Consider the following 15841-nt stretch of genomic DNA (forward strand, 5'->3'; position numbering starts at 1 on the left):
ACTTCGTACTACATCATAGTACAGGAGGGAAAGCTTATGAAAAGAATATTGATGGCAGCGGGCGCATTGCTGCTAGTGGTCGGGGGCTTGATGCCGACGTATGCGAAAGCCGATACGACCATTGATGAAAAATTAGGTGTGCCCATTGTTGTATTGGGTGCGAACTTGACAGACGCAGAGAAGGAAAGCGTTAAGAAGAGCTTGAAAGTTGAAGAGAATGCCGAAGTTGAAGAGATTACAGTCGATGGCAATGATCTTGTGAAATATATTAAAGACGGCAACAGCAAAGCGAGAATGTATTCATCTGCCAAAATTACTAGGCAGGATGAAGGGAAAGGCCTCGTCATTAAGATCGTCACGCAAGACAATATTACGCAAGTGACGAACGAGATGTATGCAACAGCGATGATGACGGCAGGAATCGAAGACGCGATCGTCGAAGTGGCGGCGCCGAAGCCGGTGACGGGGCACTCCGCATTGGTCGGGATTTATAAGGCATATGAAGTGTCCGGGGAGACGCTCGATACCGAGCGGACGGACGTTGCGAATGATGAGTTGAATTTGGCGACGAAGTTTGCGAAGGACTCGGGAATCGATCAGGACAAAGTGGCCGAGCTCCTGACGGAAATCAAAAAAGCGATTGCCGACAACAAGCCTGCGACGAAAGAAGAAGTCGAGAAAATTGTAAATGACCAATTGAAGAAGTTGAACATCGAGTTGAGCGAGGCTGATCGGCAATTGCTGATTGACTTGATGGACCGGATCCGGAATCTAGACATCGACTTTGGCAAGCTGTCGGAGCAATTATCCGATATGGCGACGACAATCAAAGAGAAGTTCGGCGATATCGATCCTGGTTTTTGGGATAAAGTACAACAGTTCTTTGCGGATCTTTTTGAATCAATCAAGTCATGGTTCAAGTGATATGCCCATGCGCTATGATAGAATATTGGAAAAGGAGATGATCTCATGGAATTTAAATTAGTTGAGCTTGGCGGAGACGCATTCGCGTTCAAGCATGAAAAGGACGGAAAGTTGCTAGCTGAAATCACATGGACACTTCTCGCCGATGTCATGGTCATGGATCATACGTATGTATCGGAAGACTTGCGAGGGCAGGGAGTGGCAAAGCAACTGCTTGACCGCGCAGCAGAATATGCCCGTGAAAAAGGGTATAAGATGGAAGCGGTATGCTCGTATGTAGTCACTGCGTTTAATCGATACAAGGAATATGACGATGTGAAAGCATAAGAACAAAAAAAGGCAATCCTTCAACGATTAAAGGATTGCCTTTTATTTATTTCGATATAGAATCAAAGTCCCCATGCAGTTGTGACGAAATATACGATGCCTGTTAGTACGGATGCGCCTGCGACAGTGTAGAACATGTCCGTCGAAGTGAACAGTAGATTTTTCCCCATATTTCATCCTCTCCTTTCGCTTATTGAAGGAAGCTATCATAGGAATACAGTACCCGTGATTGACAATTCCAAAACTTCGACAATAAAAAAAGAAATAGATGAGTAATGAATCCTATTGTTATCCTAATCGTATACTTGTTATGATAGAAAATATGTAAAAGGAAAGGGTGCTTTACTTGAAACGCACAGCAGAAAAAGTATTATCCATCATTGCTGTCATTATGACTGCAATTGGAGTTATTTTTGGATTCATTGCAATGGCTATTTTTAAAATTGTGAAAAACGATCCGGCAGCCATGCGGGATTTTGAAAGGGAAATGATGGCCGATCCGGCGATGACGCAGGCCGAGATGGATGCTATTTACGGATTCTTTAATGTCATGGGCGGATTCTTCTGGTTCCTCCTCATTGCTATGATTATCAGTGTCGTACTGAATATTATTGGTATCGTCAACATCTGGAAAAACAAGAATGCCAAACTGGCAGGAATCATGTTCATTATTGCCGGCTTGTTAGGCGGGATCTTATCGTTGCCTTCCATTTTGCTTTATGTCGCTGCAGTTCTCTGCTTTACGAAAAAGCCGCCATTACAGGATGATCTTCAATATGCGGATCAATCCTACAACAGCGATGGTATGAGGCCACTGTAAAATAAAAAGGACGCTTCCCGAAGATGGGGAAGCGTCCTTTGAACTTAATAGGCATACACTGGCTCATGAATATAGTAGACGTATTGGGCTGTTTCAACTGGGTAGCCTTCAAAGTACTCTTCGAAGACTTCCAATAATTCGAATCCTTGTTTTTCATAAAAAGCACGTCCAGCCGTATTTCTGCTATCAACGTAAACGAAAATTTGTTTGGCGTTGCCGAGCATGCTGACCGTATAGTCGAAAAGTTTTTTGCCGTAGCCTGAATGCTGATGGGATGGCAAAATATACATGGCTGTCAATTCCGAGTCTCCATCTTCATCTTCCCTCGTGAAATTGAGGAAGCCGATCGGAGTTCCTTTTTCGCATTCAGCGACGAGCATATGAGTTTTTTCCATCCGCTTGATCATCATTGCATTGGAATAGGAGCGGTCGATAAATGCTGTCTGAATGTTTTCAGGAATGATCCCCGCATATGTATCATTCCACGTGATGTGGGCAATGTGTTGAATATAGCTAATGTCATCGGCAGTCATTGGTCTAATCATGTCGCAGTCACCTCCGGAAACCTTTTTGTTATCATAACAAAAAATGGGGGAATAAACTACGCTTGTCATCATAATGAAATATAAAAAAGTAAATTATCTAAAAAGTGTGCAGAATACATGGGCAATCAACTGAATTATTTGAAATGACTCGAACGATATGAGATGCTACTAGTGACGTCTCGGTTTGGAATGTCATATCCGATGAATTGGAGTTTTCGAATTCGGGAAGAGGGTATACTGGAAGTAGTAAACGATTTCTTAATCAATGGAGGAATGATAGCTATGGCACGTAAAAACGGGAATGGATTGCTTCTTGCCACATTGGCTGCAGGCGCATACGCATATTTCAGCAAAAAAGAAAACCGTGACAAAGCGATGGTTGCGGTGAATAATATGAAAACAAAGGTCGATTCCTTTATACAATCGCAAAAACTGAACCGTTCCGATGATACGAAAGCCGGTCATTCGGATCCATACGACTTGCAGGATAATAAAATGGTAAGTGAAGGCGCGCAAACCAGCGTCCATTACTACAATCAAGAAGTAGAGGATAAATCAGAGGAATCCAAAACGGACGGTCTCTACAGTAAAAAAGAAGACCCGAGCCAAGCACCGCAAAATCAATAATAATTTCGCTTCCATTATGGAGGCGTTTTTTTTATTCTTCGCATGTTAGAGTGGGAAATAAAATTTCTGCTTTATATAAGGATTGAAGCGAAAGGCGGCGACTCCTGCGGGAACAGCACGAGCTGAAGACCCCGCAACGAAGCGAAGCGTAGTGAGGAGGCTGAAGCCGTGCCCGCGGAAAGCGTCCGCCTGTAGCGGAAATCCATTTTAATATTCGTTAATAACGAACATTGATTGTAATTGTACAGTGAATTGATGTATACTTTTCAGTAGTTTGAAATAGTGAAGGTGAATTTATTGAAAAAGAAAATTGGTTTATTATCAATATTGATAACCACTGCCGTTTTCCTCAGTGGTTGTTCCGGAGTCCAGAACAAAGAAGGTACATTCTATAATATTTTCGTCAAGCCGATGGAATGGCTGCTTCACTACCTTGGTGAAACATTCAACGGAAGCTATGGACTGGCAATCATCGTCATCACCGTTGCCATCCGGTTGGTGCTCATGCCGCTTATGTTGAAAAACTATAAGGCGCAGCAAGAAATGAAGGTCAAAATGGATGCCCTCCGTCCCGAAATGGAAGATATCCAAAAGCGTATTAAAGAAGCGAAAGAAAAGGAAGACAAAGAAGAGCAGATGAAGCTTCAGCAAGAGATGATGGGCTTGTACTCCAAGCATGGCGTCAATCCGCTGAACATGGGCTGTCTGCCGTTGATCATCCAGATGCCGATCATCATGGGCCTCTATTTCGCAATCCTTTACGCTCCACCCGAATTGAAGGAGCATCAATTCCTCTGGTTCAAATTAGGTGAGCCGGATAAAATCATGATGCTAGTTGCTGGTGCGGTTTATTTCGTACAAGCGCGAGTGTCATTATGGACAATGCCTGAGCAGCAAAAGCAGCAGATGAAGCTGTTCATCTATATGTCACCGATCATGATCATGTTCATTTCATTCACGGTGATGGCGGCACTTCCGCTCTATTGGGCGGTCGGTGGGCTATTGCTCATTTTCCAAACATACTTGGGCAGGAAGTTTTACTACAAGGAAGTGGTACAACCACTTCCTGAGACAAAAGCAGATGCGAAGACAGATGCGAAGCCGAAGTCGAAAAAAGATTGAACAAAGGCATACAGGAGGCTGGAGAGCAATCTCCGGCCTTTTTTGGAGGGAATTAACATGAATCTGAAAAGGACAGGCGTCATCGGGATTGTTGTATTGTTAGTTGTGACGTTGTTTTTTGTCGTCAGAGGAAATCTTGATTTTGCGATTCTGACGATGATGGCGCTCTTTACGTTGACGAACGCTTCAAGGGCGAAATCGTTCAAGGAGCAAGGCCATGAAAGGGAATCCAGGTGGATGCGTTATTTATCAATCCTCTTCGCGCTTTCATTTGTTGTTGTGCTGTTGCTTATTATTTTGTAATAAAAAATGCCCTCCGATTACGGAGAACATGGTAACCATCAATAAGCCAACTTCTTGCGGGTTGCTAGTACGATAAAGATAGCAGGGATGGAGCATACTGTCATTCCTAAAAATGCGGTTCCTGGTGAGATTTCATACAGGTAGCCAGCCGGAAACGTCAGGATGGCAGTGCTTAAACTCATTGCGAATGCGGCATAGAATCCTTGGGCCGCAGCAATCTGCGAATTGGGAAGCTTATTTGAAATGTATTGGATGAACGCGTAATGGGCGATTCCGAACGATGCGGCATGCAAAAGCTGTGTCGCGATAAAAACAAACGCTGTCGGAAAGAGAAAGATGAGGACCCATCGCATCGTCGACCCGATTGCAGCAATGAGGAACATCGTTGATATCCGCATGTCGGACAAAAAGCGATCCGCCTGGACGAAAAAAAATATTTCAAACAGGATAGCGATATTCAAAATGATGCCGATATAAAACCCGTTGACATCCAAGTCATCGAGGAACAGGAAGCCGTAATTGTAATAGGAAGCATGAGCGCCTTGCAACAGTATGGCTAGTATCATGATGATCCGAAAGCCTTTTGCCGCAAATAACGTCTTCAATCCGATCTTCCGATTTCGAGAATCCTTCTTGTCCGGTATGCTCTGCAAAACGGCAGGTGCGGGACGGGAATAGAAAATGACAGCGACCGCTAGACCAGCAATCATCATATACAGGATGGCCTGTTCATTCCAAATCGCTGTCGCAGAGCCAACGAGCAGCAACGCAATCGTATAGCCGAACGAGCCGAATGAACGGCTTTTGCCGTAATGGACCCTCTCCTTCTGCATAAGGACGGATGCGCCGCTTTCGACAGCCGGCAAGATGATTGGGTAGAAGGCGCTGAACAGAACCGTAATAACGAACAATACAATGAATGACGAGTCGGGAATATAGAGGACGACAAGAAGCAACGACAGCACCGTCATCCATTTCATGACACGAATATATGACGTTCTTGCTGTCAAATAAGGAAAGATGAGAAACGTGGAAAACGACCGGGCAATCATTCCGGCTCCCATGACGATGCTGGCGTCCTTCACGGACAACCCCTTTTCGATCGTCAGCCAACCAGTCCAATAGGGGGTAAAAACGCCCCATGTAAAGAAGAAAGTTAAAAAGCTAATCGATAGCCACCGCTGATTATTCATAAGAGTAATCCTCACAATCATTTATTTACACATTTGCAAATAAATGATAGCATACACGGACTGGAAAGAACATCGTCATATGGCGATTTGAACATAGTTAAAAATAAGAGATACCTAGAGTAGAAGGAAGGCCAACAGAAGATGAACCGGAAACGAAAGTATAACAGCAGAAAGAAATCCAACAAGGCATTGACAATCACACTGCTGCTGACCAGTTTAGTCATGACTGCAATCGTCGTTTGGATCGGCATGAATAATTGGGATGTAAATAGAGCGTTGAGACAAGTGGGCATTGGCGATACACAAACGCCACCTGTGGAAGAGCAGGAAACAGAGGACGCGGGCGAACCGGAAGAGACAGAGCCGGAGACGGAACCTGAAGCGCCTGAAGAGGAAATACCTCCTGTCGAGGAGAAACCTATTGAAGAAGAGCCGCCTGCGGAAGTGAAAGAGCCGGAAACGAAAGAACCGGAGAAAAACGTCACACCTGTTAAACCGGCGCCGAAAAAAGAGGAGAAGCCGAAAGTGACGGCGAAACCGCCAACAAGCCCGAATAAAAGCGGCTATATCGAAGGCCAGCAGCTCCCGGACAAACCGACAGTCATTAACGGAATCCTCATTGCGAATAAAAAATACCCACTGCCAAGAACGTACGCTCCAGGTGAGAGCACAGAAGCGAGGGCGGCATTCGATGAGATGGCGGCTGAGGCTAAGCTGTCCGGCATCAATCTGACGGCATTCAGTACATATCGCTCATACGATTACCAAGTAACGCTCTACGAACGGTACGTCAACAAGGATGGCGTGGAAGCGGCGGACCGATACAGTGCGCGTCCTGGTTATTCCGAGCACCAAACGGGTCTCGCTTTCGACATCGGGGAAGTGAACTACGAAAAATATTGGGCTTCCTTCAAATTCGGAGAGACCGAAGCTGGAAAATGGGTAGCTGCAAACGCGTACCGTTACGGCTTCATCCTCCGATACCCGGTAGGAAAGGAAGATATCACTGGCTACAGGCACGAATCGTGGCATTTCCGTTATGTCGGAAAAGAAATCGCCGAAGAAATCTTTAAACGCAACATCACCCTTGAAGAATACCTTGGCTTGAAATGAAAAAATCCCTCGGCATCCAGAATTCAGGATGACGGGGATTTTTTATTTGCATCACAGGATCGGCGACAATAATCTCGAAACAGATTCTTTGATCTTGATCCATCGTGTTCGCTCCAAATACATATCGTACGTCAGCTCCGTCGATAATTGCATATCCTGTTCGAATAGTTCGGCGAGCTCATGGGATTTTTCGCGGTCATATATGAACGCGTTGATTTCGAAATTAAGCTTAAAGCTTCGGACGTCGATGTTCGCAGTTCCGACTGTGGATACTTCATCGTCGACGACAATCTGCTTCGAGTGGATGAACCCATTTTCATAAATATACACTTTCGCGCCCGCTCGCAATAGTTTACCGACATTGGAATACGTCGCCCAGTAGACAAACATATGGTCCGGCTTATTCGGGATCATGATGCGGACATCCACCCCTGATAGACATGCAATCCGTAATGCATCAAGGAAACTTACGTCGGGAATGAAGTACGGCGTCTGAATGTAAATATACTCCTTCGCCAGGAAAATCATCTTTAAATAACCGTCCTTGATCTGCTCCCATTCGGCATCGGGGCCGCTGGACACGATTTGCAGCCCGACGGATCCTTTCCGTGGAATTGCAGGGAAATAGCGCTCCGCGTATTCGATATCATCTAATTCAGTCGCTTGGTTCCAATCGAGGATGAACCTTGTTTGCAACGGATGAAGTGCACTGCCTTCAATACGGAGATGCGTATCACGCCAATAGCCGAATCTTTTATCCAGCCCCAAGTACTCGTCGCCGACATTGAAACCCCCGACATACCCGATGCGCCCATCGATGACAACGACTTTCCGGTGATTCCGGTAATTAAGCCGAGGGTTGATTAGCGGGAGGATGGCTGGGAAGAACGCGGCCACTTCGCCTCCGCAGTTGATCAATTCTTTCAAGTGCTTAGTGCGGAGTCCACGCGAGCCGATATCGTCAAACAGGACACGAACTTTCACACCTTGCTTCGCCTTTTTGATAAGAACGTCCAGAATGCGGTTGCCTAAAGAGTCTAACCGCAGAATATAATATTGAAAATGGATATGGTCTTTTGCGTTTTCAAGATCCTTCAGCAAGGCATCGAATTTTGCAACGCCGTCATTAAAAACCTGAACATCATTGTCCTGTGTCAGTACTGCGTGGTTATTTCGAAGATGGAGGTAAATCATGTCTTGGTAAAGTGCTGTGTCATCCAGTCTGAAATCGAATGTCCCTTTCTCGATGGATTCAATTTGGTAATCGATCAATGTCTCAATGCCGATCCGATTTTTCCCTTCCCATCTGGACGAGTGCTTTCTTCGTAATTTTCTTCCGAATAGTAAATAGATGATAAAACCAAATAGTGGTACGAAGAATAAAACGAGAAGCCAAGCCCATGTTGCTGTGGGATCTCTTCTTTCGAGGAAAATCAGCGCAATCGCAAGGAAAATGTTCAATATGAAAATGGATGTTAAGGTAATCGTAACAAAACTTGCCATATAAGCCCTCCTTAAGTGACTGCTACCTATTAGTATACCGAAAACCAACCGAAATAGAAGGGAATATCATCCACATGTGGGGACTTCTGTAGTCGAAATTCGCTTTCAGAAAAAAGATTTATAGAAGAGAGTTAATCCTACTTGACTGATAAGATTTAAGGGTATATAGTCTTTTTATAGTTTTTATTTATTCCTGAAGGGGGAAAAGAAGTGGATACAGTTTTACTGCTTGTTAATATAGTAGCATTGTTGCTTTTAATAGGACTTCTATATACTATGCATCGCAAAAACGTTTCGTTTTCAAAAAGGGTTTTTACAGGTCTCGGGCTAGGAATCGTTTTCGGGTTCATCTTGAATATCGCATACGGTGCCGACTCAGAAGTGCTGGCGGAATCGGTCAGTTGGTTTAATGTCGTAGGAACTGGCTACGTTAAGCTTCTTCAAATGATTGTCGTTCCTCTTGTGTTCATATCGATTCTTGGTGCGTTCACAAAAGTGACGATCGGCAAAAACTTCGGTAAGATGGCTGGAATGATTCTAGGGATTCTTGTCGGTACGACTGCGATTGCTGCAGCGATCGGTATTTCGGCATCGTTGCTGTTCGGACTGGATGCCTCTGAAATTGTTCAAGGCGAGGCGGAAGCTGCTCGTGGCGTTTCCATCGAGGAACGTTCCGCAGATATGGCTGGCAAAGCATTGCCGGATCAAATTCTGGAACTCTTGCCAGCGAATCCGTTTCTGGATTTCACAGGAGCGCGTCCGACATCGACGATTGGTGTCGTCATCTTCGCTGCGTTTCTCGGATTTGCCTATTTGGCACTGGTGAGACGGGATGAAGAGAACGCGAATTTAGTGAAGAAGGGGATTGATGCCCTCTATTCATTAATCATGGGTGTCGTGCGGATCGTACTTCGGTTGACGCCTTATGGAATTTTGGCGATCATCGCAAGGACGGTTGCAACATCCGACTTTGCAGCAATCTTTAGCTTAGGGAAATTCGTCCTTGCTTCGTATGCCGCATTGCTTGTCATGTTCCTCATTCATTTGATCATCATAACAGTATCCGGATTGAATCCGGTAACGTATGTGAAGAAGACTGCAGAAGCTTTGCTGTTCGCTTTCTCGTCAAGATCGAGTGCAGGTACTTTACCACTTAACATCAAAACACAAACCGATCGCCTTGGCGTTCCGGACGGGATTGCAAACTTTGCGGGCTCATTCGGATTGTCAATCGGACAGAACGGCTGTGCAGGCGTGTATCCGGCGATGCTCGCTGTCATGATCGCACCGACTGTCGGTCAGAATCCATTGGAGCCGACATTCCTGATCACATTGATTGTGATCGTCGCTATCAGTTCGTTCGGTGTTGCTGGAGTTGGCGGGGGAGCTACATTCGCAGCGATTCTCGTGTTGTCCGCTTTGAATCTCCCGGTTGCATTGGCAGGTTTGTTGATTTCAGTTGAACCGCTGATCGATATGGGACGTACTGCGTTGAACGTTAGCGGTTCGATGACCGCGGGTGTTACAACTGCTAGGGTTAATGGAGAGTTGGATAAGGAAATCTTTAACGGTTCGATTGAGCATCAGTCAATCGAGGCATAATGGAAATGCCGCCGAAGCTATATGCTTTGGCGGCATTTTTTCATGTTCTCCGAATCAAGAGATTCGTATCCATAATGAAATCTTTATAAGGTGTGTGTGGCATATCGGAAATATTATTCACTGCGATGTCAATTGATCGGATAGCTTCGACTTCATCCCCTAGGGCCTGATGGCAAAGAGCGGCATACGCATCCTTCTCGTAGAAAATCGATAAATCGAATGGATGGTGGATATAATCCGCAATCACCACGTTGTTGAAGCAGGATAGCGCATCTTCGTATTGTCCTAAACCATATAGTGCTTTGCCTTTTTCCATGTAGGAATAGGGAGTGTGAGAATTTTTCAGACCGTGTTCGTCGTAATGCGCATTAATAAGCTCCATTGCCTCCTGATACGCTTGTTGATAGGAGGTTAAATAATGGATTTTCGCAAATTTAGTGAAGAGGATTGCTTCCTCATCATCTGCAAATTCACCGTAAAGTAAAAGTTTTCGCTCGTAATATTCCATCGATTTTACATCCTCGTTCATCATCGCATGGAATGTCGCCAAGCGGTATAAATGATCTATCTGATAAAAGACCCGCTTTTCTTTTGAGAATTCAATCCCTTCATTCATGACCCGGATTGCCTCATCCGCATTACCTACCGCATAGTGGAGCACTGCCTCCAAATAATCGAAATCAAGACGGGTGAGTGAATCGATAAATCCACTTCGTGCTTCGATTTTTGAACGTTCTTCCAATAAAATTGTAAGGGCATCACTATAACGATGCTCAGTGAATTTCACCATCGACAGGAACATGCCGACAGCTGCCAAACGGCGGGTGATATTCATCTCATCATAAATAGCTGCTGCTTTATCGATAAGTTCCCGCCACCCGTCTTTCTTCTCATAGTAAAGAGAACGGCTGTAAATTTCCAACAGCCTTGCCGCCTCATAACCCTGTGTCAATTTCTCTACATAGGGTGCTACTAAAGTTACGATCTGCTCATGCTCATCCGTTAGTTCATCGAAATCTACATTATGGAGTTGCTCTGCAGTTTTCAAAACTTCCCGTAATTCTTGTAGGTTTGTTTCTTCCATTAGCTCAGAAACTTCAACACCGAGCCGTTCCGCGATATACGATAAGCTCTCCATAGATGGATTCGCTTTATTGTTCTCAATTAAACTGAGCATTCCTTTTGTCAGCTGATCTCCCGCTAATGCTTCTAATGTCATCTTCTGCTGTTTGCGCAGTGCCCTGATCCGTTCGCCTAATGTATTCAGCAGGAACCCCTCCTAATATGTTGTCTATTGAAAAACGTATGGGCCTAAAATTGATCGATGATTAATGAGAACTCTTCGGTAGTCAATGAGAACTTACCGGACATCAATGAGAACTCTTTGGCCATTAACGAGAACTTACCGGACATCAATGAGAACTCTTTGGCCATTAATGAGAACTTATCGGACATCAATGAGAACTCACTGGCAATGAACGAGAACTACTGGACCAACGCTACCTTATATCTCATCCCAAATACACAAGATTATTTTCAAAGCCCCTCTAAATGTATTAATTGTCCCCGTTTCACTTTGCAAAAAACCATCATACACTAATTCTGCGAGCTTTGTTTAATTATATTAAACTTTTCCTTGTAAAGGAAGGGGGGACCGTGCTACTATTTGTTTAACGAAATTAAACTTACTGAATGGAGTGACTATTTTGAGTGAAGCAATGAAGTTAAAAAGAGCTACTTACCATCTTTGGACGTTCACGGTCAGCAAGCTCATCTCATCGTTCGGGGCGCAAGTGTATGCGTTTGCTGTCAGTTTTTATATTTTGCAGTTGACGGGATCGGCGACAAGCTTCGCGACAAACTTGATTTGCAGCATTTTGCCGCGAACGATCATGGCACCGTTTGCCGGTTATGTGGCGGATCGATATCCGAGAAAGACGATCGTCATTACGGCGCAGGTTGCAACGACGTTAGCGATCGGCGGGCTTCTGACCGTGAGCCTCGTTTCCGGCCTGTCGCTTATCGCCATCTATACGACGACTGTCGTCTTGGCAATCACTTCGACATTTTCGGGCGTCGCGTTCACGTCGTCCATAACGGGCCTTGTGGACGAGGCGCGTATTCAAAAGGCGATGTCGATGAACCAAATGTCTGTTTCTTTTGCGGCGATTGGTAGTCCTGCGGTCGCAGGATTGCTTTACGGCACAGTGTCGATGCCTGTCTTTCTCATGATTTACATGGCCGCTTCGTCAACTGCAGTCTTATTGGAATCGACGATGAACTTCAAACTGTTTGCGAAACGGAAGGAAGTCGTTGTTGGGGAGCCGAAAGAATCGATGCTTCAAAGCATGAAGGCGGGGCTGTCCTATTTGAGGCTGCAGCCGATCATTATGACGATCATCTGGATTTCACTCGTCATCAACTTCCTATTTGGCGCGTTCCAAGTCGGCCATTCTTTCATTCTCATTGAAAAATTGAAAATGATGCCAGAGCACTTCGGAATCATAGAAGGTGCATCTGCGGTCGGCATGTTGCTCATGTCCATTTATTTATCAGTCAGGAAGGAATTCAAGTACCCGCTGTTGATCGGTAAATGGGGAATTATAGCTATGGGAACTGCAATGGGGGCGGTGGCGGTACCTTTGCTCGTCCACATTCAATATTTCGGCATGGTCGCTTTCTACGCCATCCTATTGTTCAGCTTTGGCGCCATCTCGATCTTTATCAATACACCGTTGTTCGTCATGATGCAAAAAATGATTGACGACGATTACAAAGGGCGTGTCTTTTCCATTTTGGAAACGATGGCGATGGCGCTTATGCCGCTTGGGATGGTGCTGTTCGGGTTCCTCTATGACGTGCTTCCGGCTCATTGGATCCTCATTACGTCAAGTGCGGTACTGATCCTAGTTGTTCTCGTCATGGCGCGGCCGTCCGTCATCCGCAAGACGCATCCGGAACTGGATAAAACAAAAATCGTAAAAACGGAAGTTGTGCAAGAACAGTAGAATGGGGGATTGGGGAATGGAAAAGATTTTTAAACAAATTGTAGACATTATGCAGAACGACTATGCGGGTTGGAAGGATAAGCGAGGGTGTGACAGACCAGAGCATTTCCTTGAATTGATTAAAGGGAATGATCAGTTGTCGAATAAGGAATTCAAGGAAATTGTTGAAGAGTACTTGCTCGATTTCAACGATCGACATATTCATTTCATTATGGAAAACGCGGACAATGAACAGCCGAAAGACCGCGGCTTCAAAGTGCGACGCTACGAAGATCGGCTGTATGTTACGGAAGTAGATTCGGAGGAGCGGCTTGAGCCTGGGATGAGTATTGTTTCGTTGGGTGGAAAAAGCATCCTTGAATTGAAGGAACTTTATCAAAGAAGGCTGAATGAAAACCATCCTGAGCGGGAGAATTGGGCACCGATCTTAATGCTTTACCCGGAAGGCGAAGTAGTAGGCGCAAATGGAAAGCAGAAATTCACATTCGGCTTATATGATAAAAAACCTTATGTCCCGACGTATTCTGTAGAGAAGAGGCAAGACACGGTTTTTATTACGATGACCGATTTTGCAAATCCGGACGCCATCGCGAAAATGGTCGTGGACAATAAAGAGTTTCTTGAAACGACGGAAAAGTGGATTATCGATGTACGCGTAAATTATGGCGGATCTGATGCCAGTATTTATCCATTGCTTCCTTATTTGATGCCTGAAGAGGGTATGGAGCTGGCGGGGTCTGACGATGATAAAATGTTGATTAATTGCACGGAAGCAAGCGCGGTTCGTGTTTTGCCTGAACTGGAAGAGATGCTTTCAGGAACGGATGATGAGCATGCGCGTCATGTATTGACTGTTTTTAAAAACGAATGGGAACGCAATCGAGGGAAAGGATTCGTGGAATTTGATTTTGGCGATATGGTTAGCGATACCTTCGTCAAAGGAATGAAATACCCATCCTCGATTATTGTTTTGACGGATGTTTATTGTGGCAGTTCGGGAGACTCTTTTGTGGAACTTGTAAAAAAATCTAATAAAGTGACGGTCATTGGCAGGGCGACTATGGGGCTGAATGATTACGCGAACTTGGTTAGCATGAATTGGGAGGAAGGGTTTGAGCTGATGTATCCATCTTCCCGTTTAACCAGAATTGATAAAGGGCAGGGCATGACGGGCGTTGGCATTACGCCGCATATTCATATCCCATGGACACCGGAGCATATTGAGAAAGATGTGGATGTGGAGAAGGCTTTAGATCTTCTGTCGAGAAGTAGTGTTGAAGTGAACTAATAGGGTGACCTAAATGAAAAGCGAAGCCCATCCGGTATCCGGAAGGGCTTCGCTTTACTTATGCGTTGCGCAATGTCTTCGAAGATTTGCGATACATGAAAATGAGGACGATTGAAATGACTGCGAGTGCTGCGGATATAAAGTATATCCCGCCGTTCATTGTCGTGAGTAGCCATGTGAATAAAAGCGGTCCAATGATCCGTCCCATATTGTCCATTGAATACGTCATGCCGGCAGCAGTTCCATACTTCCCGCCGGATTCCTTTGACGTCAACGAAACGAGGATTGTCCGCGTGAGTGCGTTACCTGCTGTGAAGATACTGAGCGCAACACCTGCCCAGAAGAGACTACCTGTGAACGGAATCAAGATCAGTCCAATGGCCGTAATGACTTGGCCGCCCAAGATCCATTTCGTTTCCGTCCCGTTCTTCACCCGACGGACGACACCGCCTTGAATGGCCGCGTCTACAAATCCGCTTGCCATGAACAAATAGCCGATTTGCTTAGGGGTGATTTCGATTGCGGAAATCTGGAACAATTGGAATGTGGATTCGATTCCTGCCAAAATCAATGTCACCATGAAGGAGAGTAGGAACAAGTTCCGTATCCGATAGTGCCACAGCATCATACCGCCTTTCGGGAGCAATGCCCGTTTATTCGCCTCGCCAGTACGCTCCGGCTCTTTCAGAATGATTCCCGCGTAGACTAGAAGAAGCAGCGTTAATATGCCGGACGCGATAAATGGAGTTTGCAGGCTAATGTCGCCGAGCACGCCGCCGATCGCAGGACCGAAAATGAAGCCAAGTCCGATCGACATGCCGAGCAATCCCATATATTTATTCCGATTCTCTTCCGTCGTCATATCCCCTACAAACCCGGTAACCGCTGTGTACAATGCCCCCGAGAAAATCCCACCGACGACACGGGAAAGGTACAGCAACGTTAGGTTATGAATGAAGAATGCGAACAGGAAAAAACTCAGGCTGAAGCCAAGAAGCCCAATTAGTATTAGTTTCTTGCGCCCGACACGGTCGGATAATGAACCCCATAGCGGAGCGGTGAAAAAAGATGCGAGAGAATAAACCGTCAGCAATCCGCCAACATGGATTTCGGATAGACCCTGCTGCACAATCACTTCCGGCAAAACAGGGATGATGATGCCGAAACCTAGATATACGAAAAATTGAACAGACATTAAGAGTAGAATTGGTTTTTTCATGTATGTACCTGCTTTCACTTTGACATCAATACGACTATTTTACTCTGCCAATCGTGTAGTGACAAAGGAAAAGGTGTTTAATGCAATGAGCTCTTCTTAAAACGCAAGCTTTTATTTTTCTTTCGTGTATAAAGCATTTACAAAAGGCGAACAATTTGTAACATAATTGAAAGATTTAAAAGTGGACAGGAGTGGTATGATGTGTATAGATGAAAAATGGCATGATTTTCATATTGATCATGAAACT

Annotated in this window: 16 protein-coding genes; 10 read left to right on the forward strand and 6 right to left on the reverse strand. The window is 45.1% G+C overall.

What is annotated here, in order from left to right; genetic code table 11:
* Positions 1–36 precede the first annotated feature (36 nt).
* The 3 genes from OC538_RS13385 to OC538_RS13395 all read left to right on the forward strand — a co-directional run bounded on the left by OC538_RS13385 (position 37) and on the right by OC538_RS13395 (position 2071).
* Positions 37–924, forward strand: coding sequence for a DUF1002 domain-containing protein (locus OC538_RS13385; protein WP_251695356.1), 888 nt, complete (start codon positions 37–39; stop codon positions 922–924).
* Between the two features lie 45 nt (positions 925–969).
* Positions 970–1251 carry a GNAT family N-acetyltransferase gene (locus OC538_RS13390; RefSeq protein ID WP_251695355.1) on the forward strand — a complete coding sequence of 94 codons (282 nt, stop codon included), beginning with the start codon at positions 970–972 and terminating at the stop codon, positions 1249–1251.
* Positions 1252–1597: 346 nt separating this feature from the next.
* Complete coding sequence (locus OC538_RS13395) at positions 1598–2071, forward strand: DUF4064 domain-containing protein (RefSeq protein ID WP_251695354.1); 474 nt, start codon at positions 1598–1600, stop codon at positions 2069–2071.
* Positions 2072–2115: 44 nt separating this feature from the next.
* Here the strand turns inward: OC538_RS13395 and OC538_RS13400 are convergent, their stop codons facing one another.
* The gene (locus tag OC538_RS13400; RefSeq protein ID WP_251695353.1) at positions 2116–2616 is read right to left on the reverse strand and encodes a GNAT family N-acetyltransferase; all 501 of its coding nucleotides are present in this window, start codon (positions 2614–2616) and stop codon (positions 2116–2118) included.
* Between the two features lie 282 nt (positions 2617–2898).
* On the opposite strand from OC538_RS13400, the gene OC538_RS13405 reads away from it, so the two are divergent.
* The 3 genes from OC538_RS13405 to OC538_RS13415 all read left to right on the forward strand — a co-directional run bounded on the left by OC538_RS13405 (position 2899) and on the right by OC538_RS13415 (position 4668).
* The gene (locus OC538_RS13405) at positions 2899–3243 is read left to right on the forward strand and encodes a hypothetical protein (protein ID WP_251695352.1); all 345 of its coding nucleotides are present in this window, start codon (positions 2899–2901) and stop codon (positions 3241–3243) included.
* A 297-nt stretch (positions 3244–3540) separates the two neighbouring features.
* The gene (gene yidC / locus OC538_RS13410) at positions 3541–4365 is read left to right on the forward strand and encodes a membrane protein insertase YidC (RefSeq protein ID WP_262176189.1); all 825 of its coding nucleotides are present in this window, start codon (positions 3541–3543) and stop codon (positions 4363–4365) included.
* 57 nt (positions 4366–4422) lie between these two features.
* Positions 4423–4668: a hypothetical protein gene (locus tag OC538_RS13415; protein WP_251695350.1), complete on the forward strand. Its 246-nt coding sequence runs from the start codon at positions 4423–4425 to the stop codon at positions 4666–4668.
* Between the two features lie 38 nt (positions 4669–4706).
* Here OC538_RS13415 and OC538_RS13420 read toward each other — a convergent pair whose 3' ends face one another.
* Positions 4707–5861, reverse strand: a complete 1155-nt coding sequence (locus OC538_RS13420; RefSeq protein ID WP_262176192.1) for an MFS transporter — start codon at positions 5859–5861, stop codon at positions 4707–4709.
* 141 nt (positions 5862–6002) lie between these two features.
* On the opposite strand from OC538_RS13420, the gene OC538_RS13425 reads away from it, so the two are divergent.
* On the forward strand, positions 6003–6974 hold the full coding sequence (locus OC538_RS13425; RefSeq protein ID WP_262176195.1) for a D-alanyl-D-alanine carboxypeptidase family protein: 972 nt from the start codon (positions 6003–6005) through the stop codon (positions 6972–6974).
* 51 nt (positions 6975–7025) lie between these two features.
* On the opposite strand, the gene cls is transcribed toward OC538_RS13425, so the two are convergent.
* A complete protein-coding gene (gene cls / locus OC538_RS13430) occupies positions 7026–8477 on the reverse strand; it encodes a cardiolipin synthase (protein WP_251695347.1) in 1452 nt (483 codons plus the stop codon).
* 276 nt (positions 8478–8753) lie between these two features.
* Between cls and OC538_RS13435 the strand changes: the two genes are divergently transcribed.
* Positions 8754–10079, forward strand: a complete 1326-nt coding sequence (locus tag OC538_RS13435) for an L-cystine transporter (protein ID WP_285847199.1) — start codon at positions 8754–8756, stop codon at positions 10077–10079.
* Between the two features lie 40 nt (positions 10080–10119).
* Here OC538_RS13435 and OC538_RS13440 read toward each other — a convergent pair whose 3' ends face one another.
* Positions 10120–11298 (reverse strand): XRE family transcriptional regulator, encoded by a 1179-nt coding sequence (locus tag OC538_RS13440; protein WP_410055877.1) that lies wholly within the window; start codon positions 11296–11298, stop codon positions 10120–10122.
* A 92-nt stretch (positions 11299–11390) separates the two neighbouring features.
* Positions 11391–11534 carry a hypothetical protein gene (locus OC538_RS13445; protein ID WP_262176199.1) on the reverse strand — a complete coding sequence of 48 codons (144 nt, stop codon included), beginning with the start codon at positions 11532–11534 and terminating at the stop codon, positions 11391–11393.
* A gap of 251 nt (positions 11535–11785) precedes the next feature.
* On the opposite strand from OC538_RS13445, the gene OC538_RS13450 reads away from it, so the two are divergent.
* Together OC538_RS13450 and OC538_RS13455 are read left to right on the forward strand one after the other, a co-directional pair.
* Positions 11786–13087, forward strand: coding sequence for an MFS transporter (locus tag OC538_RS13450; protein WP_262176201.1), 1302 nt, complete (start codon positions 11786–11788; stop codon positions 13085–13087).
* A 16-nt stretch (positions 13088–13103) separates the two neighbouring features.
* Entirely contained in the window at positions 13104–14375 is a 1272-nt protein-coding gene (locus tag OC538_RS13455; RefSeq protein WP_262176203.1) for a S41 family peptidase, read from the forward strand.
* Positions 14376–14433: 58 nt separating this feature from the next.
* Here the strand turns inward: OC538_RS13455 and OC538_RS13460 are convergent, their stop codons facing one another.
* Positions 14434–15594, reverse strand: coding sequence for an MFS transporter (locus OC538_RS13460; RefSeq protein ID WP_262176205.1), 1161 nt, complete (start codon positions 15592–15594; stop codon positions 14434–14436).
* Positions 15595–15841 lie beyond the last annotated feature (247 nt).

Origin of the sequence: Saccharococcus sp. Marseille-Q5394 (assembly GCF_946901335.1) — a bacterium.
GTDB classification, from domain to species: domain Bacteria; phylum Bacillota; class Bacilli; order Bacillales_A; family Planococcaceae; genus Sporosarcina; species Sporosarcina luteola_C.